The sequence below is a fragment of the Streptosporangiales bacterium genome, from assembly GCA_009379955.1.
GTDB lineage: Bacteria > Actinomycetota > Actinomycetes > Streptosporangiales > WHST01 > WHST01.
Genome location: WHST01000004.1, coordinates 59450 through 85184, shown reverse-complemented (window position 1 = coordinate 85184; position 25735 = coordinate 59450). Strand labels below are relative to the sequence as shown.

Below are 25735 nucleotides of genomic sequence, written 5' to 3'. Positions count from 1 at the left end.
CACTGTAGGTCCTCCTCCGGTTGCCGGTAGGCTCCGGGGGCGATGGACGTGTCCAGCCTGCCACTCAGCATCCCCCGAAGGACCCTGCGTCTGTTCGGGCAGTTCTGGGTGCCGCTCATCACCTGGTATCTCGTCGGCCGCGGCCTGCACGACCTGATCGCCGAGGTCGCCGCGCACGTCAACGGCATCAACAAGGTGGCCGGCTACGCGCTGCTGTCGCTGGCCATCTTGTGCACCCTCACCTCGTACGTCCTCATGTTCGTCTCCGTCCGGCGCGGGCTGCCCACCCTGTGGAGCCTGCGCCAGTCCGAGGCGGCGGTCGATCCGACGATCAAGGCCCCGGAGCGTGAGGGCCTGGGCGAGCTGATCAGGTCGATCGGCCTGTCCCTGATGCCGTTCCTCCTCGTGTACTCCGCCTGGGACCTGTTCATGGACGACGTGCGGCAGCTCGAGTACCGCGGCTGGGAGCTCCACCCGCTGGGCGGGGCACCGTCCGAGAGCACCGACTTCACCTGGTGGTTCGCAGGCGCCGGCGTCGTCGCGTGGATCCTCGTCAAGATCTTCGAGGGCATCACCAGGAAGACCCTCAACCCCGTCACCGGGCTGCTCGCCGCCGTGTTCGAGTCGCTGTGGATGTTCTTCGGCCTGCTCGGCGTGTTGAAGCTCGGTCGCGAGTTCCTCGGTTGGTTGTCAGGCACGCTCGCGTGGCAGAACCTCGTGGGCACCAAGGACATCTTCGACGGCGTGGGACCGATGGTCCCCATCCACTTCCACCACCTGTTCACCTTCGACCTCGGCTGGTTCACCCCGTTCCAGGGCGCGGTCAAGGACGGCATCATCCTGCCGATCGCCTGGCTGGCGATCGCCGGTGCCGTCTACGGCCGGCAGATGGAAGACGTGCGGATCCTGCTCGGCGACAAGCAGCTCGGCAGGGTCACCAAGACCCTGGAGAAGGCGCCCGGCGTCGTCAAGCGGTGGGCGAACAGGTTCCCTCCCGACGGGTTCAAGGAGAAGTACTACCCGCCACTGCACGCCATCAGGCTGATGCTCGCCGCGGGCGTGCCCGCGGCCCTGCTCTTCTGCGTGTTCTACGGCGGTGTCGAGCTCACCGGAGTGTTGCTGAAGCAGGGCATCGTCACGATCATCGGGCCGCACGACTCGGGCATGTTCTGGCAGGAGGCGTCCGGCGTCCTCGACGTCGCCATCTTCGCGATCATCGAGCCGCTGCGCATCTGCCTGCTCGCCGTGACGTTCGACCTGGCGATGTCGCGGTTCAGCGCACGGCGAAACGGTAGTAGCGCGGGAAGTCCGGATACCACGCGAGAGTCGGCCGCAGCTCCTTCGCCCGCTCCTTAGGCACGTAGTACGCGTGGACGTATTCGAATGTCTCGCCCTGCTTCGGGAACTTGTCCTTGAAGTCCTTGGTCATGGTCCTGCCCGAGCACGTCTGCGAGACGGCCTCCGCGACATACGGCTCACGGATTCCGTACGTCGATTCCCACACCCAGCCCTCTCCACTCTCGACGGTCGAGTCACAGCCGAAGATCTTCTTCTGGCTGGTCAGCTTCTTCACGTCGTCGACCTTCGCCCGGAACCTCGCGATCGCGACGACCGAGTTCTTCGGCAGCTCTGAGTCGGAGGTCGACTGCTTCACGGTCATGCTCACCAGGCGCACGGTGGTCGGTCCGAGCGTCACCCACTCACCCTTCGGCACGTCCTCGGCGCGATGGGCGACGCCGTCGTTGCCCACCCACGCGTCGTAGCCGTTGTAGCCGAATCCCAGGGCGAGCGTCAGCGGCGCGAGGATGACGTAGACACGGAACCGGCGGAACCACTGCCTCATCAGCGCACGGCGAAACGGTAGTAGCGCGGGTACTCCGGGTACCACGCGAGAGTCGGCCGGAGCTCCTTCGCCCGCTCCTTGGGCACGAAGTACGCGTAAACGTACTCGAACGTGTCGCCCTGCTTCGGGAACTTGTCCTTGAAGTCCTTGGTCATCGTCTTGCCCGAGCACGTCTGGGAGACCGTGTCGGCGACGTACGGTTTTCCGAGCAACGTCTCCGAGTCCCACGTCCAACCGTCGCCGTTCTCGACGGTCGAGTCACAGCCGAAGATCTTCTTCTCGCTGGTGAGCTTCTTGACGTCGTTGACCTTCGCCTGGAACCTCGCGATGACGACGACCGAGTCGATCGGCACCTCCGCGGTCGCGTCCGGGTCGGAGCTCGGTTGCCTCTGCGTCATGGCCATCAACCGCACGGTGGTCGGCCCGAGGGTGACCCACTCGCCCTTCGGTACGTCCTCGGCGCGGTGGGCGACGCCGTCGTTGCCCGTCCACGCCTCGTAGCCGTTGTAGCCGAATCCCAGGGCGAGCGTCAGCGGCGCGAGGATGACGTAGACACGGAACCGGCGGAACCACTGCCGCACGGCGCGCCCCTCCCTTCCCTGACTCGGACTGCTCATTCGGAGACGGTCAGCGTGGCCGGGGCATCGCGCACGAGCCGGGCCGCCCGCGCGTCGTCGATGCCGAGGGGGACGATGCCCTCGGTGTCCCACAGCGGGACGCCGAACGCACCGGTGTTGCCGACCAGCAGCCGCGCCCCGGACAGCGTGGCCGCGGACCTGCGCACCTCGAACGGGATGGTCCCCATCTCCTTGAACCCCGGTTCACCGTTGATCCCGGAAACGCCGCCGCGCAGCGAGGTGCGGTAGGTGGTGTGGTCGGGCGTCTGCAGCGACACGTTCATGTATCCCGAGTCTCGCTGCGGCATGAAGGTGTAGTCGACGACCAGCCACAGACCCGACGTGGTCAGGCTCTTCTTGCTGAAGCCGTCGCCGGTCTGGATCGACTTCGCCACCCGCAGGTTGCTGAACGTGATGTTGCCCTCGCGAAGCGCGATGGTCTCGCCGAGCGACCCCTGGATCTTGAACGAGGGCGCGAAGGCGTTGGACTCGTCCGGCGGCTGGGCCTTCTGGACGCCGATGGCAAGCAGGAACAGCGCGACCGACAGCAGCGCCATCAGCGCTTTCTGCCTGGTCAGGTGGGTCGTGACGCTCATATGCCCACCCGCGTCACGGGAAGGGTGACCACGACCCACGGGTCCGGCGCGCTCCACCGCATCTTCTTGTCGAAGAAGCCCTCGTTGTAGCTGTTGCGCTGGATGGTGACCTTCACCCCCGGTGGGACCGCCGTCGTCCGCGGGATCTCCCAGATGAGCTGGACGATCTCGGGGACCCCCGACTGCAGAACCTGGACCCCGGAGCCGTCGCGGACGAGTCCCGACTGTTCGGGCGGCGACAGCTTGGCGAAGATCGGCGAGCCGACCAGCACGAGGTCTTCGAAACCGTACGCCGACTCCTTGGTGCGGTTCTCCACGCGAACCTGGACGGTGAGGTACTGCATGTTCTTCTTCGTGTTGTACTCGCCGGTCGGGTTGGCGGGCGTCAGCTTCGCGTTCAACGGGGAGATCCGGTACTCGCCGTACGAGATCGTCTGGCTCGGCTGGATCTCGGGCAGACCCTTCTTCGGCACCTGGCCGAAGCCGCCCATCAACCAGGTCGGCAGGACCACGGCGACGGCGAACACGAGAACGAGGGCGAGCACCACCGCCTCGACACCGTATCCAGCGAACGCGCGGCGCCGTGGCCGCGGGGGCGGCGGTGCCGACGGCGGGGGCGGCGGTGGAAGAGACGCGGTCGGGGGTGTCACGGTCGGCGATTCTAGCCGCTCCGCCGGCCGTCAGGTGGCGAGGAGGACCTTGCCGAAGTGACCGCTGTCCGCGACGATCCGGTGCGCGGCGGCGGCGTCGCTCATCGGCACCGTCCGGTCGATGAGCGGACGCACCTCACCGGACTCGACGGCCGGCCAGACATTCTCCCGTACCGCGGCCACGATCGCCGCCTTCTCCTCGAGCGGCCTGCCGCGGAGCGTCACGCCGATGACGGCGACCCGCTTGGCCAGCAGCGCGCCGAGGTCGAGCTCGGCGGTGCGACCACCCTGCAGGCCGATGACGGCGAGACGGCCGTTGCGTGCGAGCGCGTCGACGTTCCGCGCCAGGTACTTGGCGCCGACGATGTCGAGGACGACGTCGGCGCCCTCGCCGCCGGTCGCCTCCTTCACCTTCGCGACGAAGTCCTCCGCGGTGTAGTCGACTGCGAGGTCGGCGCCGAGCTCGCGGCACCTGTCGGCCTTGGCCCTGCTCCCCACGGTGCAGAACACCGCGCCGACGCCGGCCGCCTTCGCCAGCTGGATCGCGAACGTGCCGATCCCGCTGCCGCCGCCGTGGACGAGGAAGGTCTCGCCGGGCCGCAGACCGGCGACCATGAACGCCGTGGAGAACACGGTGCAGGCGACTTCGGGCAGCCCCGCGGCCTCGGTGAGGGAGACGCCCTGGGGAATCGGCAGCAACTGGTCGGCGGGGACGGCGACCAGCTCGGCGTAACCGCCGCCGCTGAGCAGCGCGCATACCTCGTCGCCCACCGACCAGGAGTCGACGCCGTCGCCGAGCGCCACCACCCGACCCGAGCACTCGAGCCCGAGGTACGGCGACGTGCCCGGCGGCGGGTCATAGTGACCCTGGCGCTGCAGCAGGTCGGCGCGGTTGACCGCGCTCGCCACCACCTCGAGCAGCACCTCACCCGCGCCGGGCACGGGATCGGGGGCCTCGTCCCACCGCAGCACCTCGGGTCCGCCGGGCTCGGTCATCACGATCGCGCGCATGCCGCTCACCCTAATGTCGCACGCCGTCCCGGCCCATTCCCGCAGGTCGGCGATGCCGAGGTGCCACGGAGGAGAGCGTTGGGCTTAGGCTGGGCTCTTGTTGTGCGTGTGTGCGGTGCAGTCGATACCGGACGAGGGGGACGCGTGCCGCGCGACCGAGGGGTGACGCCGGCAGGAGCCGCCGTGCCCGTCAGGCGGCGGTCGCCGAGCACGCCGAGAAGCGGGAGGGGTCCCGGATGACCGGCAAGGAGTCCGAACCGTTCGCCGACTCCGACGAGCAGGACGGCACGATCGTCGATCCCGACGGTGTCGGCGGCTCCGAGGAGCCCGAGGGCTCTGAGCTCGACTCGAGCCTGTGGGGTCCGCTGCCGGGCGACGTCGCGTCCGACCACACGACCCAGGTGGTCGAGACCGACGACTTCGGGCGCGCGACCTCGTCGCTGTCGCAGGACCACCCGGAGCAGCAGGCGCTGCCGGGTGACGTCGCACCCGACCACACCACGCACGTCGTCGACACCGACGACTTCGGACGTCCGGTCCTGAACGAGCCCACCGGCGACCCGTTCGCGTCGGACCGGTCCGACGGGCCTGACCCCTGGGCGGTGACCGGACAGGACCTCGGTGGCGCGGAGCCCGACTTCGGCCCGGCGCCGGGCGGCGGGAGCCCGTGGGCGCCCGCCGAGCCGATGGCGCACCTCGAGCACGAGGTGCCGCCCCCGTGGGAGTTCGAGGCCGGCGGTCCGGGCGCAGGGCCCTGGCAGCAAGGCCCCGAGCAACAGCCCTGGGCACCGGCGCCCGAGCAGCAGCCCTGGCAACAGGCACCGGAACAGCAGCCGTGGCAGCAACAGGCACCCGAGCAGCAGCCCTGGCAACAGGGCCAGGCGCAGCCGTGGGCGCAAGGACCCGAGCAACAGCCCTGGCAGCAACAGGCACCGGACCAGCAACCGTGGCAGCAGAGCCCTGAGCAGCAGCCCTGGCAGCAACAGGCACCCGACCAGCAGCCCTGGCAGCAGCAGAGCCCGGACCAGCAGCCGTGGCAGCAACAGGCACCCGAGCAGCAGCCCTGGCAGCAGGGCCAGGCGCAGCCGTGGGCGCAAGGACCCGAGCAACAGCCCTGGCAGCAACAGGCACCGGACCAGCAACCGTGGCAGCAGCAGAGCCCGGACCAGCAGCCCTGGCAACAGGCACCGGACCAGCAGCCCTGGCAGCAGCAGAACGGACAGCCGTCGTGGCACCAGCCGGGCGATGCCGATCCGTTCGGGCCTCCCCCTGCGGGCGCGCAGCCCGGCGAGCAGGGATTCGGCGCGGCCGACCCGTTCGCCGCGGGATCCGGCGACCAGGCCGGCTCCGACCCGTTCGGTCAGGGCGCCGACGAGCCGTTCGAGTCCTCGCCGTTCTCGTCCGGTCAGGCCGACGACCAGTCGCCGTTCGGTCAGGCGTGGTTGCCCAGCCCCCCGGGTGACGACCCGTTCGCCCCCTCGACCGGCGCCGACGAGTCCGCCGCGCCTCCCGAGGCCTCGTCGGGCACGGAGTCGACCGCGGTTCCGGCAGCCGACGACCACGACGACATGGCCCCGTTCTGGCAGCCCGAGGTCGGGCAGGGACAACCCCCGGCGCCGACCGCGGACTCCCCGGACACACCCGGCGAACCCCTCGGCGAGCCGTCGCCGTTCTGGTCGGCCGCCCCCGACGACGAGGCGGCGCGCGCCCAGCAGCACGACAGCGCCTTCCCGGCGTTCGGCGAGCCGTGGGCACCACCCCCGGCACCGGAGGCGGGGGCGGGCACGGCACCGCAGCCGGAGGCACCATCCGCGTGGGGGCCGTGGCCCGGCCAGGCCGACCAGGGTCCGAGCCAGCAGCAGACCGGCCCACACCAGCGGTACGACCTGTCGCAGTTCCAGGTCGGCTACCAGCCGTCCGAGCAGCAGCAGGCCCCGCCGCAGGCGGGGCCGCCCCCGCAGGCACCGGGTCAGGGCTTCCCCGGCCACCAGGGTTTCCAGGGGCCGGGCCTGCAGGGCTTCCAGGACCCGCAGGGCTTCCCCGGACAGCAGGGCTTTCCCGGACAGCAGGGTTTCCAGGGCCCAGGCCCGCAAGGCTTCCAGGACCCGCAGGGCTTCCTCGGACAGCAGGGCCAGGCGTTCCCCGGCATGGCGCCGCAGCAGCCGCCGATCCCTCTGACCTCGGAGCACCTGTCACCGCAGTCCCTGCTTCGTCCGCGCAAGGCACCGCCGACCAGCGGCTGGCGGCGTGCCCTGTTCAAGGCGAGCGGCGGAATCATCGACCCGGGCGAGTCGAACAAGGAGCTGCAGCGCCAGCAGATGGTGTCGCTCGTCCGCACACCCGTCGCGGGCGGCCACTACCGCGTCGCGGTGCTCAGCCTCAAGGGCGGCGTCGGCAAGACCACCACGACCGTCGGTCTCGGCTCGACCCTCTCGACGCTGCGTGGTGACCGCATCATCGCCGTCGACGCCAACCCCGACCGCGGCACGCTCAGCGAGAAGGTGCGTCTCGAGACCCGGGCCAACGTCCGCGACCTGCTCGGGAACAAGGACGGGATCACGCGCTACGCCGACGTACGCCAGTACACGTCGCAGGCGGCGAGCCGGCTCGAGGTCCTGGCGTCCGACCCCGATCCCGCGATCTCGGAGGCGTTCAGCGAGGGCGACTACCGGTCGATCACGGAGGTGCTCGAGCACTACTACTCGATCTGTCTCACCGACTGCGGCACCGGCCTGCTGCACTCGGCGATGCGCGGCGTGCTCGGGCTCGCCGACCAGATCGTGCTGGTGAGCTCGGCCTCCGTCGACGGTGCCCGCTCCGCGAGCGCCACGCTCGACTGGCTCGACGCCCACGACTACAGCGGCCTCGTCCAGTCCGGCGTGGTCGTCATGTCCGCGGTCCGGCCGCAGAACAAGGCGGTCGACCTGAGCCGGCTCGAGCAGCACTTCAACGCCCGGTGCCGTGCACTGGTGCGCGTGCCGTTCGACCCGCACCTCGAGGCCGGCGCGGAGTTCGTGCTCGAGCAGCTGAGCCCGGCTACGCGTGACGCGTACCTGCAGCTCACCGCCGCGGTCGCCGCGGGCTTCCAGCACAGGCTGCCGGTCTGACTGAGCGAACGGGCGGCGAGCACTACTTCAGCGCCTCGCCGTCCTCGGACCCCGGCGACCGAACCGTCCGCTTCACGGTCGACGGGCACGACTACGCGCTCCGCACGGCGCGCGGGGTCTTCAGCTCCACGCGGCTCGACCCGGGCACAGCAGTGCTGCTGCAGCGCGGCCCGGCGCCGCCCGCGACCGGCACGTTGCTCGACCTCGGCTGCGGGTACGGGCCCATCGCCTGCGTACTGGCACGCCGGTCGCCGGGGGCCGAGGTGTGGGCGGTCGACGTCAACGAGCGCGCCCGCGAGCTGACCCGCACCAACGCCGCCGCGCTCGGGCTGCCCAACGTCCGCGTCGCGTCCGGCGACGAGGTGCCCGCGGACGTCATGTTCGACGCGATCTACGCCAACCCGCCGATCCGGGTCGGCAAGTCCGCGCTGCACGACCTGCTGCGCACCTGGCTCGGCCGGCTGCGCGCCGCCGGTTCGGCCCACCTCGTCGTCCAGCGCAACCTCGGCGCGGACTCGCTGCAGCGGTGGCTCACCGACCAGCGGCACGCATGCGAACGGCTCGCCAGCGCCAAGGGGTTCCGCATCTTGCGGGTGGGGCCGGCGACCTCAGGCCAGACTGATCAGCACGATGCCGACGACTACGACCGTGGCGACGACACGTGACCTGCCGAACGGCTCGGCGAAGAAGATCGTGCCGATGACCGCGCCGACGATGATGCTCGTCTCGCGCAGCGCCGCGATCGGCGCCAGCGCCCCGCGGGTCTGCGCCCACAGCACGAGCCCGTACGCCAGCAGGCTCAGCACGCCGCCGGCCAGACCGCGGACGGCCTGCGGGCGCAGCTGACGGATCAGCGCGCGCCGGCGGCGCGCGAGCGCGTACAACGGGATCGGCAGGCTCTGCAACAGGATCAGCCATCCGGTGTACGCGGCGGCGTTGCCCGACGCGCGCACGCCGATCCCGTCGATGGTGGTGTAGGCGGCGATCGTGAGGCCGGTGCCCACGGCGGCAGCCAGCGCCGGCAGGTCGCGCCTGCCGGGACGCCCGCCGGCGAGCACCAGGGTGCCGAGCCCGACGGACACCACGAGCACTCCCGCGAGCTCGAATGGCGGCGGCACCTCGCGGACGAACACGGCCGCGAGGACGGTGACCACCAGCGGCGAGGTGCCCCGCGCGAGCGGGTACACCTGGCTGAACTCGCCGAGCTCGTACGACTTCATGAGCAGGGCGAAGTAGGCGACGTGCACCAGCGCGGAGGTGAGGAGGTACGGCCAGCTGTCTCGGTGCGGCAGCGGCGCGACAGCGACGACGACGAGCGAGCAGACGGCGCCGCCGAGACCGACGAGGGTGAACGACACGAGCTTGTCGTCGATGTCGTGCGCGATCGCGTTCCAGCTCGCGTGTGCCACGGCGGCGACGAGCACCATGAGAGCCGCCGCCAGGGGCAGCCCGCCCGGGTCAGTCACGACCGACGAGCCTGGCCTCGGGTTCGTTCTCCGTGACGACGAGCGCCCGACCGTCGCCGACCGGGGCGGACGTCGCGACCCCGCCGAGAGAGAGCAGGCGACCCAGGTCGGAGCCGTCGCGGGGATCCAGGACGGTCACCAGGTAGCCGTCGTCCCTCACATCCGCCGGGACCAACGGGTTGTGACCGCCCGGTCGACTGAGCACGACCACGGCGCCGGAGCCCACGTCGACGCCGGGCGTCTCGCCGGTGGAGTCCGCGAAGGCCCACAGGCGCCTGCCACTGCCGGCATCGACCCCCGTCAGGTCGGGGCCGTCGCGGTAGACGATGACGTCGTCACCGGGAATCCCGATCTTCCTCGACAGGTGCTCGCGGGCCGAGAAGGCGACAGCGTCGATCTCTCGCCACCGCCCGTTGCGCAGGTCGACCGTCACGCTCGACTCGTCCGTCACCTCGGCGTACATGCGGTGCTCCACGAGGAGTGAGGGCCACAGTGGCCCGCCGCCGTCCGCGCAGGGCAGACCCTTCGCGCGCCACACCTGGCGGCCGGCGCGGACCCCGGTGACCGTGCATCCGCCACCGTCCCGTCCGGTGAAGACCGCCAGGTCGCCCACCGCGCCGGCCCCGCCCCTGCTGCCGGAGACCGTCCCGGCGCCGGGTGCGGTGGGGCGCCGGTCGAGCTCTTGGCCGTCCGCCACCGCCAGCGTCACGTACTCGCCGTCGTCACCGGATGCGCGCGTCTCGGCGACGACGACCGCGGGCAGTGGGCCGGCCTTGTCGGCGCCGGGGAAGGGCACCTGGGGCTCGGGCTGGATCTCTCCGCCGACCCACCTCCACACGACCTCGCCGTGCCGGTCGATCCCGGCGTACCAGCAGTCCTCTCGTCCGCAAGTCCTGAAGACGGTGACACCGCCGGCGACGGCCACGACGGTAGGGCTGGTCGACGTGCCTGCCGCGGTGTTCGCGCCCAGTGCCCTGAGCCACGCCACGCCCGCCAGCCGCCAGAGCCGCGTCCCGGCCGCCGAGTAGTACTCGCCGGTGGTCCTGTTGCTGAGCACCATCGAGCCGTCACCCGCGACGTCGCCCGACACCTCGACGCCGCCGACGGAGAACAGCTGCCGGCCTGTCGACCTGTCGAGGACCCGGAACCCGCGCGACTGCTCGTACAGGTAGATCCGGTCGCGCAGTGGGACGATGTTGACCCACCGCGTCGGCACCTCCGTGCTCCACCCGACCGCACCGTCGGTCCGCACGTAGCGCGCCACCGCCGGCACGGCGACGACGACCCCGGCGACGACGAACGCCGTGGCCACGGCCACGAGCGCACGGACCGCCTTGCGTCCCACACGCCCGGCAAGGCGATGCACGAGCCCGGCGCCGAGCAGGCCCGCCGAGACCGCGCCGGCCAGGTACGACCACAGGAACGGCTGCGCCACCCCCCAGCCGAGCAGCACGAGGGTCAGCAGGACCAGGCCGACGAGCCCACCGAACGGCGCCCGCCCGGCCGTCTCGCTGCGGCCGACGGCCGGCGGAATCTCGTTCACGAGCGGAGCCTAGCGGCGACCGTCACCCGGCAGCCGTGGGACACTCGTCTCCGGCACGGCCGCAGCTGCCGGCCAGGAGGGCTCGCATAGTGGCCTAGTGCGGCGGTCTTGAAAACCGCTATGAGGGGTGACTCTCATCGTGGGTTCGAATCCCACGCCCTCCGCTCTCCCCACAAACTCGGGCCCTCACCAGGGCAAACGCTGGTGAAGGGCCGGGTCCGTTGTCCGGTGACGTCCGGCGCTGTCCGGCCGTCTACGGCTGTCTGTGGCGAATACGTGGTGAAGTTCGGCTACGCGATACCGGCGTCAGCGGCACGCTCGCCTGTCGTCGCCCAGCGGCGAGAGCCCCGGCTCGATGCATTGATCGGCTGGCCGCAGACCCATTTGGCGTAGACGCGCCTCAGGCCGTGGACGCGACCCCACCCGCTCGACCAACAGGGGGCCGGCCCGGCACTCGCGCATGAGCCAGAGCGACACAGACGCGTGGCGCAGGTCGCACGTCGAACGCGCTGGGGCGCTCTAGCCCGGCGCTTTCACGGTGACTGCGTGGCGCTGACGTGAAGAGTGCTCCAGACCAACAAGGATCAGGGTTGTCGAGGCCAAGATCTTGTTGAGCGAGGAGCACCTTCATGGTGAAGCGTATCGGCCTGTATCCGCGTGTCCGCCGCGGATTCATTCTCACCGTGCTGCCGGGCAGGTGTCGCCTCTTGGTTCCGGCTTTGTGTCAGTTGTCGGTGAGGAGGGTGGGTTGGACGGGCGCGTTGTCGGCGAGGTTGATGATTTGGTCGGGTGATAGTTGGCGGCCGCGTTGTCGGAGCTTGCGGTGGGCGTCGATGCCGAGGTTGAGGAGTACGTCGTGTTGGCATCGGTCGCTGAGCGCTTGCCATACCGGAAAGATCCGTGCCCCGGTTTGTTCTGTGAGTTGGTCGATGTGTCGCGCCGTAGAGCAGGGAAGCCCGGGGGTAGTCATGTCGAGCTGTCGCGCGAAGTGCCGCGGCGTCCGCGACGTGGGTGAGTTGGTGAGCCATACCCCAGGTGTCCTGTAGTTGGCCGAAGATTCGGACTGATCTGCGTAACAGGTTGTCGGCTCTGGGGTGGTCGTTGAGGGCTGTGGCGATGCGGCCTTGGATTCCTAGTGTGACGGCGAGTGGCCAGTCGGCTCCGCGTGCTTCGATCGCGGGCATTTGCGCGGTGAGCAGGGCGTCGGTTTCGGTCAACTTGTCGGCTGTGATCCCGACGTGCGCTCTGCCGATCACGACACAGCTGAGGATGTGATGGTCGCCTGACTGTCGCGCGAGGTCTTCGGCGTCGTCGAGAAGGCGTGCGGCGGTGTATGCTTGTCCTCGGTAGATTTCCGCGTTCGCCCAGGACGGCATGGTCCAGCACAGGGTGGGCAGGTCGGGCGCGGTCCTGGCGTACCGTGCTGCTTCGGTGAATCGTTCGATGGCCTCGTCGTATCGCCCGCGCGGCATGAGCATCCAACCCGCCACGTACTGCAGTCTGGCGCGTGCGGTGGCCGATGGCGGATCGGCTGAGGCGAGTGCAGTATCCGCCCAGGACAGCGCATCCCGTAGGTGGCCGCGGATGACCCAGAACAACCAGAGGCCGAAACAGGCGCTGGCAAGCTCGTCGAGGCCGCCGCGGTTGAGGAGTCGAGACAACGCCGAGCGGATGTTCTCGTGGTCTGATTCGAGTCGGTGGAGCAGGTCAGCTTGGTCTTGGGTCCAGAGCCGGGGGCCGGCTGCGGCTGCCTGGTCACTGTAGAAGTGGGCGTGGCTGTCGTAGGCCGACTCGGCGGCGCCGCTGGCGTGTAGTTCGTCCCCGGCGAACGCCCGGATGGTGTCAAGCATGGCGAATCGCGGCTCGACGCTGGTCAGGTCTCGAGTGATGAGGCTGTTGTCGAGGAGGGTCTGGTGCAGTTCTAACGTGAGGGATTCCTCCAAGCCGCCGATTTCGGTGGCCGCCTCGAGCGTCCAACCACCTGAGAACACCGAAACGAGTCTCAACAATGTTTGTGCAGGCGGGTCGAGCAGTCGGTAGCTCCAGTCCACCGTCAGCCGCAGGGTTTGGTGGCGCTCGGGTGCGTCCCGCCGCCCACCCATCACCGTGGATTGGATCTCATCGAGGCGAACCAGCAGCTGATCTGGAGAGAGTATCCGGGTTCGTGAAGCGGCCAACTCGATCGCCAGGGGAAGGTTGTCCAGCTGCGCGCAGATCCGCGTGACTAGGTCGGCGCCGGCGGTGAGCGGTATACCGGCGGCCTGCTCCGCACGTTCCCGGAAGAGCGCGGTCGCGACCGACGAATCGAGTACCGGTACTGCGAAGACGTGTTCCCCGCCGATCCGCAAGGGCGCCCGGCTGGTGACCAGGACCGTGACCGCGGGAGCCGCGGACAGCATGGCTGCTAGGTCTGCCGCGGCCGACGTGACGTGCTCGAAGTTGTCTAGGACGAGCAGTAGCCGCCGCGACCTTAGGTAGGTTGCCAGCACCTCGCGGATATCCCGCGAACCAAGCTCACGCAGACCGAGATCGGCTGCGACCGTCGGAAGTACGTCGTGCGGATCGTGCAGTCGGCTCAGGGCTACGAAGACAGCGCCGTCTCGGTAGTCGGGCTCAAGCCGCTCAGCAACGGCGAGCGCGAGCCGGCTCTTGCCGACGCCTCCTGGCCCGACGAGAGTGACGACCCGCTCGGTCGAGAGCAGCTGCGAGACCGTGACGATTTCCGACTCCCGCCCGATCATCCGCCAGGCGGGGACCGGCAGACGCGGACGCTCCCAGCGCCCAGCGAGCCCAGCCTCGAGGGCCCCGCGCTCGGCGGAGCTGAGGCCGAGAGCACGGGCCAAGGCATTACGTGTATGGGGGTAAGGCAACCGCCGAGTACCACGCTCCAGTGAGCTGACCGCGTTCGTGCTGAGCCCGGCGCGTTGGGCCAACTGCTCCTGCGTGAGGCCCGCCCGCTTTCGCAGCCGGCGGAGAACCACGCCGAAGGGCTCGCCCAGTACCGACCCACCATCTCGCACACTCCGCGGTGTGTGAGCGCTGTCCATGGCCGGCGGCTCCCGCGCAATCAAGTATGTCTCTCGCGACGACACTAACCGACAGAGGAGTGCTCAGTGCCGACCACCGACTTGGACATCGTGCGCGGACTGTACGAGGCCTTCGCAGACCGCGACCTAGACACCATCCGCGCCGCCATCGGGCAAGACTTCGTCATGGAGCAGAGCGACCTACTGCCGTGGGGAGGTAGACGTCACGGACCTGAAGGCTTCTTCGCCTTCCTCGGCACATTACTGACTCACATCGAGCCGATCCTGGACATCGAGGAACTCTTCGACGCCGGGGACCACATCGTCGAAGTAGGCCACACCCGCGGAAGGGTCCTTGCCCACGGCAACACCTTCCGCATACCGGAGATCCACGCTTGGCAGCTGCGCGACAGCAAACTCCTCTCGTACCGGGTCTACGTCGACACCCCCGCGATGCTCGCCGCCCTCGCCGGGCAGGACGGCGGGAATTGAGAGCCCCGGGATCGGATCATGTACCGGACGGGCGACGACGTACCCGCAAGCCACGGGACACGGGATGACTTGCCCACGGGCGAGGGGCGAAGCCGTGGTGACGTTCGGCTACTAGTGCCGCGTCAGGCAACCGGCCAAAGACCGGGATCACGGTAGATCCCGCCATCAACAGCCAGCCGGCCACGACGTCGAAGGCCCGCGATCAGCCATGGGTATCCAGGCCGTTGCGGTCGAGCGCTGCTCGGATCTGGCTGAGCCACTCTGTGCCCAGCTGGCGCCCGTTTGGGAGCTGGTCGCCTCGATCCCAGCGCCACGTTGTGATCATCGCCAGCACGAGGATCCGGCACTCACGTAGCAAGTCTTGATTGATACCTGGATAGTGCTCACTGACTTCTTCTGGCGCATGGGCAAGGTCGAATTCGACAGGCCCACGGCAGCACGTCTCAAGGTCTATGAACAGCAACAGCCCGTTCTTCGTGGTGAGCACGTTGCCTGGGTGCGGCTCGCCGTGCAGTAGCTGCTCGGCGCCGCCGCGCTCGCCGATCACTCGTCTCAGGCTTCGTAACGTGTTGCCGAGGAGCTCCCGGTCCGCGTCGGCGAGCGCCGGAGTGTGGTCGCGGCTTGCCACGAGTTGTTGGGCCTGCTCGACTCGATCCGTGAAGTGCGGCGTAGGGACATCGAGCTTGCGCATACCGGCATGCAGCCGCTCGAACGCATTGGCGTAGTCGGCTGGTGAGACCTCTCGAGGCGTCGCAGGTTCGTAATAGGTCCACAGCGTGACCACGAAGCCATCACGCTCGTAGACGCGTGGCTCCACTCGAGGCTCGAGAACAGCCACAGGGCTCTCGGATTCGGCGAGCCGTTGAGCAAGCTCGATTTCGAACTGTGCGACCTGATGCGCTACAGGTGCCACCCGGGCCAGGACGTCACAAGGCAGCAGACGCAGAGTGAGCTTGTTCGAGTCATGAAGAACGATCGCGTCGTCGACTGTCAGGTCCAGTGATGAGGCGGTCGACATGGCCGCAGCCACTGCACGCGGGACCTCTGACGCCTGCATCGTCGCCCGGCCCCCTCCCTTGCGCGCTGCCGTACTCTCCAAGCGGTGCGACTGGGCACCATACCCAAGTTGTCGATAGAGAGCCCGGTGCGCGACGGGCCGGGCGCGCCGGCATCCTCACCCAGGCCGCCGCACTCTGCCTCATCGCCTACGCGGACACGTTCACCGGTTGAATCGTCGCCGTCCTCGGCGCCGCCATGGTCTACCCCACCCTGCTCGCCGCCGTCGGCGATGTCGCGCACCCGGCCTGGCGCGCCCGCGCCGTCGGCGTCTACCGGCTCTGGCGCGATGGCGGCTACGCCATCGGCGCCCTCATCGGCGGGATCGCCGCCGACCTGTGGGGGCTACGCGCAGCCGTCTGGACCGCCGCCGCCATCAGCGCGGCCTCCGGGATCCTCGTCGCCGTCCGCATGTACGAAACCCACCATCACACCTCGACAACCTGACAGATCATTCGGCCCTAACCACCGGCCTGTCGTGCGGCCTCGATGGCGCCGCCGATCGCGTGGCGGATCATCCCGGGGGCAAGGTGGGGGTCGGGTTGTCCGGCGTCCAGCCATCCGATGATGGCTTCGATCGTGACCACCGGGACGACCCGCGCGGCCCAGGTCAGCCATGGCCCGGCCGGGATGAGCGAGGCCAAGTGCCGCTCGGCGACCTCATTCGACGTGGCAGTGAGGGAGTCGACGACGTCGCGGAAGTCCGGCTCCCGGGCGGCATGGTGGAAGAGGAGTCGGAAGCCGTCGGGGTCGGCACTCGCGGCGCGGAGGAGTCCGGAAAGCGTGTCGTCGTCGAAGTTGTCGCTGCCCACCGACTCCTCCAGACGTGCGCAGGCCCGGTCCAGGACCGCCCGGTACATCGCGGCCTTGGAGTCGAAGTGCCGGTAGAGCAGGACCGGAGTGATCGCCGCTTCGGTGGCGACGTCCTCGAGGCTGGTGGCGGCGAAGCCGGTGCGAGCGAACGCGCGGGTCGCGGCGTCGAGTATCTGCTCCCGGCGCTCGGCCCGGCGCAGCCGCTTGGCCGGACCGGGTACCTGCCGCTCCCGGCGTGCCGTCATCCCGGTCACCACCCTCCACTTGTCTGCTGCCGAAACTACATGTAGCGTTGTTTAGAACGAAATATACAACCTGACATTCACCAGGAGTCGCCGTGACCGTCCGGCTGCCGTTCCAGCAGACCCGTCCGCTGCAGATGCCGGCACTCCTGCGCTCCCTACAGGGGGAGGGCGTCGTCCACCAGGTCCGCACCCGCGTCGGTCATGGGGCGTGGCTGGTCACCGGCTACGACGAGGTGCGGCGCTTGTTCGACGACGACCGGCTTGGCCGCGCCCATGCCGACCCGGACAACGCCGCGCGGTCGGGAGAATCCGCCCTGTTCGGCGGGCCGCTGGGCGACTTCGACACCGAGAAGGTCGACCACGCCCGGATGCGGTCGTTGCTACAGCCGCACTTCACTCCCAAACGCATGCGCGCGCTGCGGCAACGCGTGCAGTCGTTGACCACCGAGCTGCTCGACGACCTCGCCCAGCAGTCCCCGCCCGCCGATCTGCACGCCGCCCTCGCCCTGCCGCTGCCGATCCAGGTGATCTGTGAACTGCTCGGCGTGCCCTACGCGGATCGCGCCCGGTTCCGCGCCTGGTCGGAGGCCGCCGGTGACGTGGTCGACCGGTCCCGCTCCGAGCAGGGACTGGGTGACCTGTTCGGATACGGGCTCGAACTTGTCGAACGCAAGCGCCGCGATCCCGGCGACGACGTGATCTCCCGGTTCTGCAGCACCGAGGGCCTCGGCGACAACGAGATCGCCATGCTGTCGATGGCCCTGCTATTCGCCGGCCACGAGACGACCGTGCGCCAGCTCGGCTTCGGAGCGGTGCTCCTGTTCACCAACCCCGACCAATGGCGGGCGCTTCGCGAGGACCCCGACCTGCTGCCCGGCGCCGTCGACGAGATCATGCGCGCTCCGGGCACGGGAAGCGGCGGCATCCCCCGGTACGCCCGCACCGACTTCGACCTCGCCGGCGTCACGATCCGGGCCGGCGACCTGGTGCTGCTCGATAACACCGCCGCCAACCACGACGCCGCCGTCTTCGCCGACCCCGACCTCTTCGACGTCACGCGATCCTCGGCGTCCGCGCACCTCGCGTTCGGGCACGGCGCCCGCTACTGCATCGGCGCACCACTGGCCCGCATCGAGCTGCAGGTCGCCTTCGCCGCGCTCATCGACCGGTTCCCCGCGATGCGCCTGGCCGTACCGATCGACGACCTGACCATCCGCGACGACCTCGTCGAACTCCCGGTCACCTGGTGAGATGTCAGCCCTCGTACGTGGAACCCGGCCAGCCTGCACACCGTTCAGGCACTCCGCCCGCTCGAGGATGTCCACAGGCGCAGCGAGCTGGTCGACGAGCGCGTCGTCGAAATATTGCACGGCGAAGCCCGTGGCTCACCGACGACGTGGATGCCTGCCGCACCGTCAAGCGCGCAGTGAAGGGGTAACCCATGTCAGCCAACACACGCTCGCCCGAGACTGACCGTCCTCGCCGGTTCTTCAGTCGCTTCTACGCCAAGATCAGCGCGCGACTCGAAGCCGAGGGCCTGGCCGCGTTGCGCGGCGAGCTGTTGAGCGAGTTGACCGGGGACGTGGTCGAGGTCGGAGCCGGCAACGGTATGAACTTCCGGCACTACCCCGACACCGTCACCCACGTGGACGCCGTCGAACCCGAACCGTACCTGCGGGCACTGACGGGCCGGGCATGTGCGACGGCGCCCGCGACGGTGACCGTCCACGCCGGTACGGCCGACCGGCTTCCGCTGGCCGACGACAGCGTCGACGCCGCGGTGCTGTGCCTGGTCATGTGCTCACTCGACGATCGTCCCGCCGCGCTCGCCGAGATCCGGCGGGTCCTGCGTCCCGGCGGCACGCTGCGGTTCCTTGAACACACCTTCGCCGACACACCTGGCCTGCACGCCGTGCAGCGGCTCGCCGATGCTACGTTCTGGCCCCTGTTCTCAGGTGGCTGCCACACCGCCACCGATCCCGTCGCCCACATCACCGAAGCTGGGTTCGACATCACCACCTGCCGGCGCCTGCGCTTTCCAGAACACCGGTTCACCCAACCCTCGGCACCACACGTGCTGGGCACAGCCCACGCACCGACCTGACACTCACCTCTCGCCGGTTCACCAACTGGTGCACGTGCGGGGTGCGCGCGGGCGCACTGCCCCCACCGCAGACCGATCTCCATCGCCGCCCGAGGCTGGAAGGGGGGCAGGAGTGCCGGACGCCGCGTCGGCGGCGCGCGCGGGCCGGAGGGCCCGCCTTGAAGACGTGCGGAAACTCATCACCACGCTGAGACGCCGAGATGTCAGGCCCAGGGATTAACCGGATACCTTGTGCCGGTGATCTTCTGGCTCAACGGCGGCTTCGGAGCGGGCAAGACGACGCTGGCGGAGGAGCTGCACCGGCGGCTCCCGGACGCGGTCGTGTATGACCCGGAGGACGTCGGCCTCATGCTCTGGAAGTGGATGCGGCCCAACGGCGATTTCCAGCACCTGCCGAGCTGGCGGGAACTGGTCGTCGCGACGGCGCTGTCGCTGCGCAGGCACCACGCGGAGACGCTCATCGTCCCGATGTCGCTGATCCGCGACGCCTACCGGGCCGATCCTCGGCGGACTCGCCGACGCGGGCGAGGAGGTCCTGCACGTCTTCCTCGAGGCGGACGACGGCGTGCTCCGGGAGCGGCTCGATGCCCGCGCCCGAGTGACTCACCCCGACAACCCGGAGTGGGACCAGGCAGCCCGCGAGTTCGGCCTGACCCCCGTGGATGAGGCCGTGGCTGCCGCTGCCCGCCAGCCGGGTGGGACGCTCATGCTGCGGTCGGACAGGCTCACCCCGGCTGAGCTGGCCGACGAGGTGCTGGCCAGGGCCGACTTGCGCCAGGCTCACGGAAACGGCAAGCGGATGCGGCAGGCAAGATCGCTGGAATCAAAGGAAACCTAGGGTGTGCCCCATGGGACGACGTACGAAACTCGGCGTACCTATCCCACACCAATGACGGCGGTCCGGTACCCCAGCTCGCTCCTGGTCCCGGCACGCGGGGTACGACGGAGTCGTTACCCGCGGTGTAATGCTCGATGCGGTCTACATACGCCCATCGATAAACAGGAGAGGGAGCACGGCGTCGATCTACGACCTCGGCCCTAGTCACGGCCGATGGTCACCCTCCTCGTGGGACGGCGTCGTCGCGGCGGCTTACAGATACGGAAGCCACGTCTCTTGTAGTTCCACCAGGCGCTTGCCGCGGGCAACATCCCCCGCGTGGTCCGTTCAGGGCTGCGCGGCGTGGCGGGCGGTGAAGGCCAGCAGCGGCGCGGCGGCCCGCGGCGGGTCCTCCAGTATCGGCGAGTGGCCGAGGCCGGGCAGCATCTCGATCTGCGCGCCCGGCACGGCGTTGTAGTCGACGGCGAACGAGGACCGCCATCTGCGGTCGTCCTCACCGAAGATCACCAGCAGCGGCAGGTCGAGGTCCTTCAGCCGGTCCGGGACCGGCTGCTCGGACAGGTACTCGCGGGACGCGCGCATCGTCGCGGTGAACGTGTGGAAGGTCATGAGCCGCATGTCGTTGATGAGATCCTGCGGAGGCCGGTAACCCGGGCGGTTGAACCCCGTGCTCGCGGCCTGGCGGATCTGCTCGTCTGTCAGGTGCGGCCATTGCGCCGGCTCGAAGGAGAACCGCTGGGCGATCAAGGCCTCCATCCGGGGGCCGGTGTTGATGAGCGCGAGCGCGGTCACCAGGTCGGGGCGCTGCTCGGCCAGAGCGGTGGCGGTCACGCCGCCGGAGGAGTGGCCGGCCACGATGGTGTTCGTGACGCCGAGCCGGTCCAGGGCCATGCCGACCCGGCGGGCCTGCGCGGGGATCGCATAGTCGCCGTCGGCCGGTTTGGCCGACCGGCCGTGGCCGAGCAGGTCGATCCGGATGACGCGGTGGGGCTCGGTCAGCAGCGGGACCAGCGAGTCCCACGAACGGGTCGAGGCGCCCGACCCGTGGATGAGCAGGAGTACGGGCGCGTCGCGAGGGCCGTCCTGGCCGACGTAGATGGTGCCGCCGTCCAGCGACAGGGTCTCGTCCTCGGTGGCCTCGGGGCTGCTTTGCGCGGGCGGCCGGCCGTCAGAAGTCGTCATGGGCCCACTGTCGCCCACCGGTGCGCGCCGGGGATTGGACAAATGTTCCGTCCGGCGGCTCCGCCTGACATGAAGGAATGCGGAACACCGTCCCCGAAGGTGACGATGCGGCGGTGTGGGACGTGTCCCGTCCGGAGTGGGCCAGCCGGGTGCCCGGAGTCACGATGGCCGGGTTCAGCGACCGGGGCATGACCCCGTTCCCCCTCCGGCTGATCCCGCACCCGGCAGTGACGCTACTTCTGGCGTTCGGCACCGGCTCGCCCGCCGTGGACGATGCCACCGGACGGGAGCAGCACGGCAGCCTCGTCGGCGGGCTCGGTCTCGGGTTCGGCGCGGCCCGGCTCCAGCGAGCGGAGAACATCACGTGCCTGCAGGTGCGCCTGCCCCCGGTGGTCGCCGGCGCCGTGCTGGGTGTGCGACCGTCCGATCTCGACGGCGCCGTGGTCTCCCTGGACGACCTGTGGGGCCGGGAGACGGTCCGGGTCGACCGCCTGGCAACCGAACTGGGCTGGAGCCGTAAGCGCCTGTGGTCTCGTTTCCACGCCCAGATCGGCCTACCGCCCAAGCGCACCGCCAAGCTGGTCCGCTTCGACCACGCCGCCCACCGCCTGGTCGCCGGTAGGGACGCGGCCCGAGTCGCGGCCGACGGCGGCTACACCGACCAGTCCCACCTGCACCGCGACGTCATGGCGTTCGCCGGCGTGACCCCCGCGACCGTGGCCGCCGAGCCGTTCCTGACGATCGACGACATCGCCTGGCCCACCCGCCCCTCGAGGCCTTGGGCGGGGAGCGCTGGTGGCACCTAGGGAGACGGATAGGTCGTCGGCTCGTGGTCGGTGCACTCGCCGCAGTCGGCTCGTAGGTAGGTCTCGGTGAAGACGACGACCACCAAGGCTCCGGACTCACTGTTGTCGAGCATCGCGGCGAACGGCTGCGCTTCGTCGTACAGCTCACCGGGCTGATGCCATCGACGATCAATGAGGTACAGGCGGACGCTGACCGGATCCTTCGCCTCGGTCGAGTTGTAGACGGGGTAGGGGTCATAGTTCCGATCGGCTAACGACTGGTCCAGCTGCGCGCCCCACTCCGTCCGCTCCCAGCCGGCCCGGTCGAGGTCGTCGACCACGTCCTTCATCGCGGATCTCTCGGCGGCCCAGAGCACGTCGGGTGACGCGTCTGCGTCGCCGACGCGATAGGCGACTGAACGCATCGCGGCGCAGTTGACCGTCTCGGAGCCGAAGATCTGATCCTGTGGTCGTGCCGAGCAGCTCGCGTGGGATGTCGTTCTCGGCGTCCCGAGTCGCGGCACCGAAAGCTCAATCGCTTCGGTCCTCAGGTCCCGGTGCGCGGCGGCTCGCTCATCCGCGGTGCGTTCGTACGCGTCGCGTGTGTCGTCGTATCCGCCGCACCCGGCGGTCGCGAACAGGCACAGCATTCCAAGAACGAGCAGCGACAGGCGTCGTCGGTGCCCTGCAGCGCGGTTGTGCACCATGTCAGCCCGATCTTCTCGTCCGTGCGCGTCCGGTCATGCCTGCGTTCGATGCTGCCGAGCGCCATCAGGTTCACACTGCCCCTCTGCCAAGGAGGAGGACGGTTCGCGAGAGCCGCCCGGCAGGTCTCACGAGAAGCGGTAGACGGTCGCGGACCGGAGCTCCTCACCCGGACGCAACACGGTGGTCGGATAGCCGGGTTGGTTCGGCGAGTCGCACGCCGGCCGCGCCGGTCGGCGCGAGCGCGGTCTGCAGGGTCGCGCCGTACGTGATCACCTGGACGGTCGGCCCGCGGGGCTGCCGAAGGTGTAGCGGTCGACCTGCGTGCCGTCCGGCATCGTGCCGAACTCGTCCCTGTCGAGCTGCAGACCGTGCACGCGTCCTCCCGTCGTCCGCGGCGCGGCTCAGCGAGGCCCGGGCGCCTCGCCTGTCGGCAGCACGGCGTCGACGATCCAGGCACGGGAGTCGAAGAACACCCCGCTCGCGGTCGCGTGCGCGGCGAGCGTGGCGCGCAGCCGCCCTCGTGCCCGCTCGGCCGCCCCGGCGTCTATGCCGTCGAGCAGGTCCCTGACGTCCTGCAGGCCGCGCACGAAGTCGTACGCCTCGGCTTCGTCGGTGCCGTAGTAGACGGGCTCGTGCACGTCGGTGAACCCGACATCGGTGAACCCGGCAGCCGTCAGGACGCGCTCCGCGACGGCCGGGTCGCCGAGGGAGAACGGGTGCTGGCCACCCGCGGGCGGAGCGGGCGCGGCCGCCCCGCCGAGGAGGGTCTCGCGGACCGCGGTCGACCACTCGTTGCGGTCGCGCTCCTGCCAGACCAGGACCACGAGCCGCGCTCCCGGCCGCAGGGCACGCGCGATGTTGGTGAACGCGGCGACCGGGTCGGCAAAGAACATCACGCCGAACCGGCTGATGCACAGGTCGAACGCGCCGGGCGGGAAGCGGTGGACCTGGACGTCGGCCTGCTCGTACGCGACATTGCGCAGCCCCTCCTCCTCGGTGAGCCGGCGGGCATGGTCGAGCAGCGGCACGGACAGGTCTACCCCCAGTGCGCTCCCACCGATGGCGGCGCGGGCCGCCTCGCGCGTGGACTCGCCCGTACCGCAGCCGACGTCGAGCACGCGATCGTGGGGGCGGACGCCGGCGGCCGCGCGGAACAGCGCGTTGTGCGGAGCGATCTCGGCGTCGAACAGGGCGGCGAGCCTGGCCCGGTGCGGGCCGGACGCCTGGCCGGCGTTCGGACGTACCCGCGCATCCCGCTGGTCGGTCACATCCCTCACCCGCCCTCTCGGCGCCGATGATCCCAGACTCGTACGCTCGCCGTGCATCGCTGACCGACGCGGGACACCAGGTCGGAGGTCCCCGTTAGCATCCGACGGGTGCTACGGACGTTCGCGGTGGAGAACTACCGGTCGCTGCGCGACCTGGTCACGCCGCTCGGCGCGCTCACGGTGGTGACCGGCGCGAACGGCAGCGGCAAGTCGAACCTGTACCGCGCCCTGCGGCTCGTCGCCGACGCGGCCCACAACGGGGCGATCGCGAGCCTGGCACGCGAGGGCGGGCTGCGCTCGACGCTGTGGGCGGGCCCGGAGAGCTTCGGGCGCGATGTGCATGCGGGCGGCCATCCGGTACAGGGCACCGTCCGCACGGGTCCGGTCGCGTTGCGGGTGGGCTTCGCCAGCGACGACTTCGGCTACGCGGTCGACTTCGGCCTGCCGCAGGACAGTGCGACGGCGTTCGGCCTCGACCCCGAGATCAAGCGGGAGGCGGTCTGGGCCGGACCGCTCCTGCGCAGAGCGGCGACCCTCGTCGACCGACACCGCGACAACGTGTGGATCCGGGAGTCCGACGGCATGCGGCCGGACCGTCCCGACCCCGTCCACGTCTTCGACAGCGTGCTGTCGGAGTTCACCGACCCGACCCGGGCTCCTGAGCTGGTCGAGCTACGCGGCCGGATCCGGTCCTGGCGCTTCTACGACCAGTTCCGCACCGACACCGACGCACCCGCGCGCCAGACCAGAGTGGGCACCCGCACGTTCGCCCTGGGCCAGGACGGCGCCGACCTCCCCGCCGCGCTCCAGACGATCGTCGAGGTCGGTGACGCCGCCCGGTTGACCGACGCCGTCGAGAGCGCGTTCCCCGGCAGCCGGGTCGACGTCGTCGACAACGCCGGACGGTTCGAGCTCGCGTTCCACCAGCATGGCCTGCTCAGACCGCTCTCCGGCGCCGAGCTCTCCGACGGCACGATCCGCTACCTGCTGTGGCTCGCCGCCCTGCTCACCCCGCGCCCGCCCGCGCTGCTCGTGCTCAACGAGCCGGAGACGAGCCTGCACCCGCGACTGCTCGCGCCCCTGGCCGGGCTCGTCGCCGACGCGGCCCTCCGCACCAGGTCGTGACCGTCTCGCACTCGAGGCCGTTCATCGAGTCCCTCGAGGAGCGCGGCGCGGAGGCCGGCGTCGCGCACCTGACGATCGAGCTGACCAAGGAGCTCGGCGAGACCCACGTCGTCGACATGGAACGCTTCGACAGGCCACCGTGGCAGTGGCCGGCACGCTGATGGGAGGGGTCCCGGTGCCTCCGGTCACCGTAGGGTCGAGACACCGTGGCGAGACGAAGGGCAGGACCATGACGTCGCTCGAAGAGGCGGGCGCCGACCTGATCGACCAGGGCAACGCGCTCTGGGCACGCGGTCACCGGGCGGAGGCCGTCCAGGTGACCCGGCAGGCCGTGCGGTACCTGCGCGAGCTCGCCCAGGCGAACCCCGCCACGTCCCACCACCTCGCGACCGCGCTGAGCAACCTCGGCTCCATGCTGGTGGATTCCGGCCAGCACGAGGAGGCGATCCCGGTGCTCGAGCAGTCGGTCGTCTTCCGACGGATCTTCGCCGACAAGGGCACCGAGTTCACCGCCGACCTGGCCATCTCGCTGGCGAACCTCGGCCGCGCACACACCCACGTCGAGCGGCTCGTCGACGCCCAGGAGGCGCTCCAGGAGGCCGTCGACACCTACCGGGCCCTGCTCGACCAGGGGCTGACGGAGTACCGCCACGCCACCGCCATGTCCCTGAACAGCCTGGGCAACGCCCGTGGCCTCGTCCCCGCCGCGACCGGCGACTTCGACGAGGCGATCGCGCTCCTGCGCGCACTCGACCCGGTGGAGAACGACGACATCGCCCTGATTCTCGCCGCGACGCTCGCCAGCCAGTGCGGCATCCTGCTCCATGTCGGCGACGGCGTCCGCGCCGACGCCAACTCCGCGGAGGCGGTGCGGCTCTTCCGCCGGCTCGCCGAGCCCAACCCGACAGGTGTCGCGCCGTACCTCGCCAAGGCACTGGTGGTCAGGGCGGAGGCGCTCCAGCAGGTCTCCCGTCCCCAGGACGCCCTCGCCGCCGTCGAGGAGGCGATCGCGATCATCAGGATCTGTGCCGACGCCAACCCCGAGGGCTGGCGCGACCAGCTCGCCCGGTCGCTCCGGCTGGCCGCCACGGCCTTCCACTCGCTGGGTCGCGCCGACGAGGCAGCGGCCGCGAGCGAGGAGGCGGACCGGCTGACGGCGCAGGACGCGGCCCTCCCCGAGGAGTCGCGTCCCGAGGGCAGGACCCGCTCGTTGCTCTCCCGGCTGCCGTGGAAGCGGTCGAGGAGCCGCTGATCACGGGA

General features: G+C 70.0%; 22 protein-coding genes, 1 tRNA gene and 2 pseudogenes. 12 read left to right on the top strand and 13 right to left on the bottom strand.

The genetic code is table 11. The features are described from left to right. Positions 1–42 precede the first annotated feature (42 nt). A complete protein-coding gene (locus GEV10_02295) occupies positions 43–1356 on the top strand; it encodes a hypothetical protein (GenBank protein ID MQA77304.1) in 1314 nt (437 codons plus the stop codon). Here GEV10_02295 and GEV10_02290 read toward each other — a convergent pair. The 5 genes from GEV10_02290 to GEV10_02270 are packed head-to-tail and all read right to left on the bottom strand — an operon-like array spanning position 1274 to position 4717. Then, a complete protein-coding gene (locus GEV10_02290) occupies positions 1274–1843 on the bottom strand; it encodes a hypothetical protein (protein MQA77303.1) in 570 nt (189 codons plus the stop codon). The two genes, GEV10_02295 and GEV10_02290, sit on opposite strands and share 83 nt — an antisense overlap. Next, entirely contained in the window at positions 1843–2460 is a 618-nt protein-coding gene (locus GEV10_02285) for a hypothetical protein (GenBank protein ID MQA77302.1), read from the bottom strand. Before GEV10_02285 ends, GEV10_02290 begins: the two co-directional genes overlap by 1 nt. Then, positions 2457–3056 (bottom strand): hypothetical protein, encoded by a 600-nt coding sequence (locus GEV10_02280; GenBank protein MQA77301.1) that lies wholly within the window; start codon positions 3054–3056, stop codon positions 2457–2459. The genes GEV10_02285 and GEV10_02280 overlap by 4 nt, the downstream gene beginning before the upstream one ends. After that, the gene (locus GEV10_02275; protein ID MQA77300.1) at positions 3053–3706 is read right to left on the bottom strand and encodes a hypothetical protein; all 654 of its coding nucleotides are present in this window, start codon (positions 3704–3706) and stop codon (positions 3053–3055) included. Before GEV10_02275 ends, GEV10_02280 begins: the two co-directional genes overlap by 4 nt. A gap of 30 nt (positions 3707–3736) precedes the next feature. Beyond that, the gene (locus tag GEV10_02270; protein MQA77299.1) at positions 3737–4717 is read right to left on the bottom strand and encodes a zinc-binding dehydrogenase; all 981 of its coding nucleotides are present in this window, start codon (positions 4715–4717) and stop codon (positions 3737–3739) included. Positions 4718–6285: 1568 nt separating this feature from the next. Between GEV10_02270 and GEV10_02265 the strand changes: the two genes are divergently transcribed. Beyond that, a complete protein-coding gene (locus GEV10_02265) occupies positions 6286–7824 on the top strand; it encodes an AAA family ATPase (GenBank protein ID MQA77298.1) in 1539 nt (512 codons plus the stop codon). Then, the gene (locus GEV10_02260) at positions 7821–8489 is read left to right on the top strand and encodes a methyltransferase (GenBank protein MQA77297.1); all 669 of its coding nucleotides are present in this window, start codon (positions 7821–7823) and stop codon (positions 8487–8489) included. Before GEV10_02265 ends, GEV10_02260 begins: the two co-directional genes overlap by 4 nt. On the opposite strand, the gene GEV10_02255 is transcribed toward GEV10_02260, so the two are convergent. Then, on the bottom strand, positions 8433–9251 hold the full coding sequence (locus GEV10_02255; protein ID MQA77296.1) for an EamA family transporter: 819 nt from the start codon (positions 9249–9251) through the stop codon (positions 8433–8435). The two genes, GEV10_02260 and GEV10_02255, sit on opposite strands and share 57 nt — an antisense overlap. Before the next feature lie 31 nt (positions 9252–9282). Further along, a complete protein-coding gene (locus GEV10_02250) occupies positions 9283–10833 on the bottom strand; it encodes a hypothetical protein (GenBank protein MQA77295.1) in 1551 nt (516 codons plus the stop codon). A gap of 75 nt (positions 10834–10908) precedes the next feature. Between GEV10_02250 and GEV10_02245 the strand changes: the two genes are divergently transcribed. Further along, positions 10909–10997, top strand: a tRNA-Ser gene (locus GEV10_02245). 420 nt (positions 10998–11417) lie between these two features. Here the strand turns inward: GEV10_02245 and GEV10_02240 are convergent. Then, complete coding sequence (locus GEV10_02240) at positions 11418–13880, bottom strand: helix-turn-helix domain-containing protein (protein ID MQA77294.1); 2463 nt, start codon at positions 13878–13880, stop codon at positions 11418–11420. A gap of 66 nt (positions 13881–13946) precedes the next feature. On the opposite strand from GEV10_02240, the gene GEV10_02235 reads away from it, so the two are divergent. After that, entirely contained in the window at positions 13947–14351 is a 405-nt protein-coding gene (locus GEV10_02235) for a hypothetical protein (GenBank protein ID MQA77293.1), read from the top strand. A gap of 202 nt (positions 14352–14553) precedes the next feature. Here GEV10_02235 and GEV10_02230 read toward each other — a convergent pair whose 3' ends face one another. Then, entirely contained in the window at positions 14554–15408 is an 855-nt protein-coding gene (locus GEV10_02230) for a phosphotransferase (protein MQA77292.1), read from the bottom strand. Positions 15409–15605: 197 nt separating this feature from the next. On the opposite strand from GEV10_02230, the gene GEV10_02225 reads away from it, so the two are divergent. Then, entirely contained in the window at positions 15606–15854 is a 249-nt protein-coding gene (locus GEV10_02225; protein MQA77291.1) for an MFS transporter, read from the top strand. 14 nt (positions 15855–15868) lie between these two features. Here GEV10_02225 and GEV10_02220 read toward each other — a convergent pair whose 3' ends face one another. Further along, positions 15869–16465: a TetR family transcriptional regulator gene (locus GEV10_02220; protein MQA77290.1), complete on the bottom strand. Its 597-nt coding sequence runs from the start codon at positions 16463–16465 to the stop codon at positions 15869–15871. Positions 16466–16599: 134 nt separating this feature from the next. Here GEV10_02220 and GEV10_02215 point away from each other — a divergent pair, with 134 nt between their 5' ends. The 3 genes and pseudogenes from GEV10_02215 (at position 16600) to GEV10_02205 (ending at position 19407) form a co-directional block, all read left to right on the top strand. After that, the gene (locus GEV10_02215; protein ID MQA77289.1) at positions 16600–17715 is read left to right on the top strand and encodes a cytochrome P450; all 1116 of its coding nucleotides are present in this window, start codon (positions 16600–16602) and stop codon (positions 17713–17715) included. A gap of 191 nt (positions 17716–17906) precedes the next feature. Then, entirely contained in the window at positions 17907–18569 is a 663-nt protein-coding gene (locus GEV10_02210; protein MQA77288.1) for a methyltransferase domain-containing protein, read from the top strand. A 237-nt stretch (positions 18570–18806) separates the two neighbouring features. Then, a pseudogene (locus GEV10_02205) lies at positions 18807–19407 on the top strand (AAA family ATPase). A 327-nt stretch (positions 19408–19734) separates the two neighbouring features. Here GEV10_02205 and GEV10_02200 read toward each other — a convergent pair. After that, positions 19735–20589: an alpha/beta fold hydrolase gene (locus GEV10_02200; GenBank protein MQA77287.1), complete on the bottom strand. Its 855-nt coding sequence runs from the start codon at positions 20587–20589 to the stop codon at positions 19735–19737. A 164-nt stretch (positions 20590–20753) separates the two neighbouring features. On the opposite strand from GEV10_02200, the gene GEV10_02195 reads away from it, so the two are divergent. Beyond that, on the top strand, positions 20754–21395 hold the full coding sequence (locus GEV10_02195; protein ID MQA77286.1) for a helix-turn-helix domain-containing protein: 642 nt from the start codon (positions 20754–20756) through the stop codon (positions 21393–21395). Here GEV10_02195 and GEV10_02190 read toward each other — a convergent pair. Further along, positions 21392–21799, bottom strand: a complete 408-nt coding sequence (locus GEV10_02190) for a hypothetical protein (protein ID MQA77285.1) — start codon at positions 21797–21799, stop codon at positions 21392–21394. The two genes, GEV10_02195 and GEV10_02190, sit on opposite strands and share 4 nt — an antisense overlap. Before the next feature lie 684 nt (positions 21800–22483). Beyond that, the gene (locus tag GEV10_02185) at positions 22484–23407 is read right to left on the bottom strand and encodes a methyltransferase domain-containing protein (GenBank protein MQA77284.1); all 924 of its coding nucleotides are present in this window, start codon (positions 23405–23407) and stop codon (positions 22484–22486) included. 51 nt (positions 23408–23458) lie between these two features. On the opposite strand from GEV10_02185, the pseudogene GEV10_02180 reads away from it, so the two are divergent. After that, a pseudogene (locus tag GEV10_02180) lies at positions 23459–24636 on the top strand (AAA family ATPase). Continuing rightward, positions 24615–25727, top strand: a complete 1113-nt coding sequence (locus tag GEV10_02175; protein ID MQA77283.1) for a tetratricopeptide repeat protein — start codon at positions 24615–24617, stop codon at positions 25725–25727. The pseudogene GEV10_02180 and the gene GEV10_02175 overlap by 22 nt, the downstream one beginning before the upstream one ends. Positions 25728–25735 lie beyond the last annotated feature (8 nt).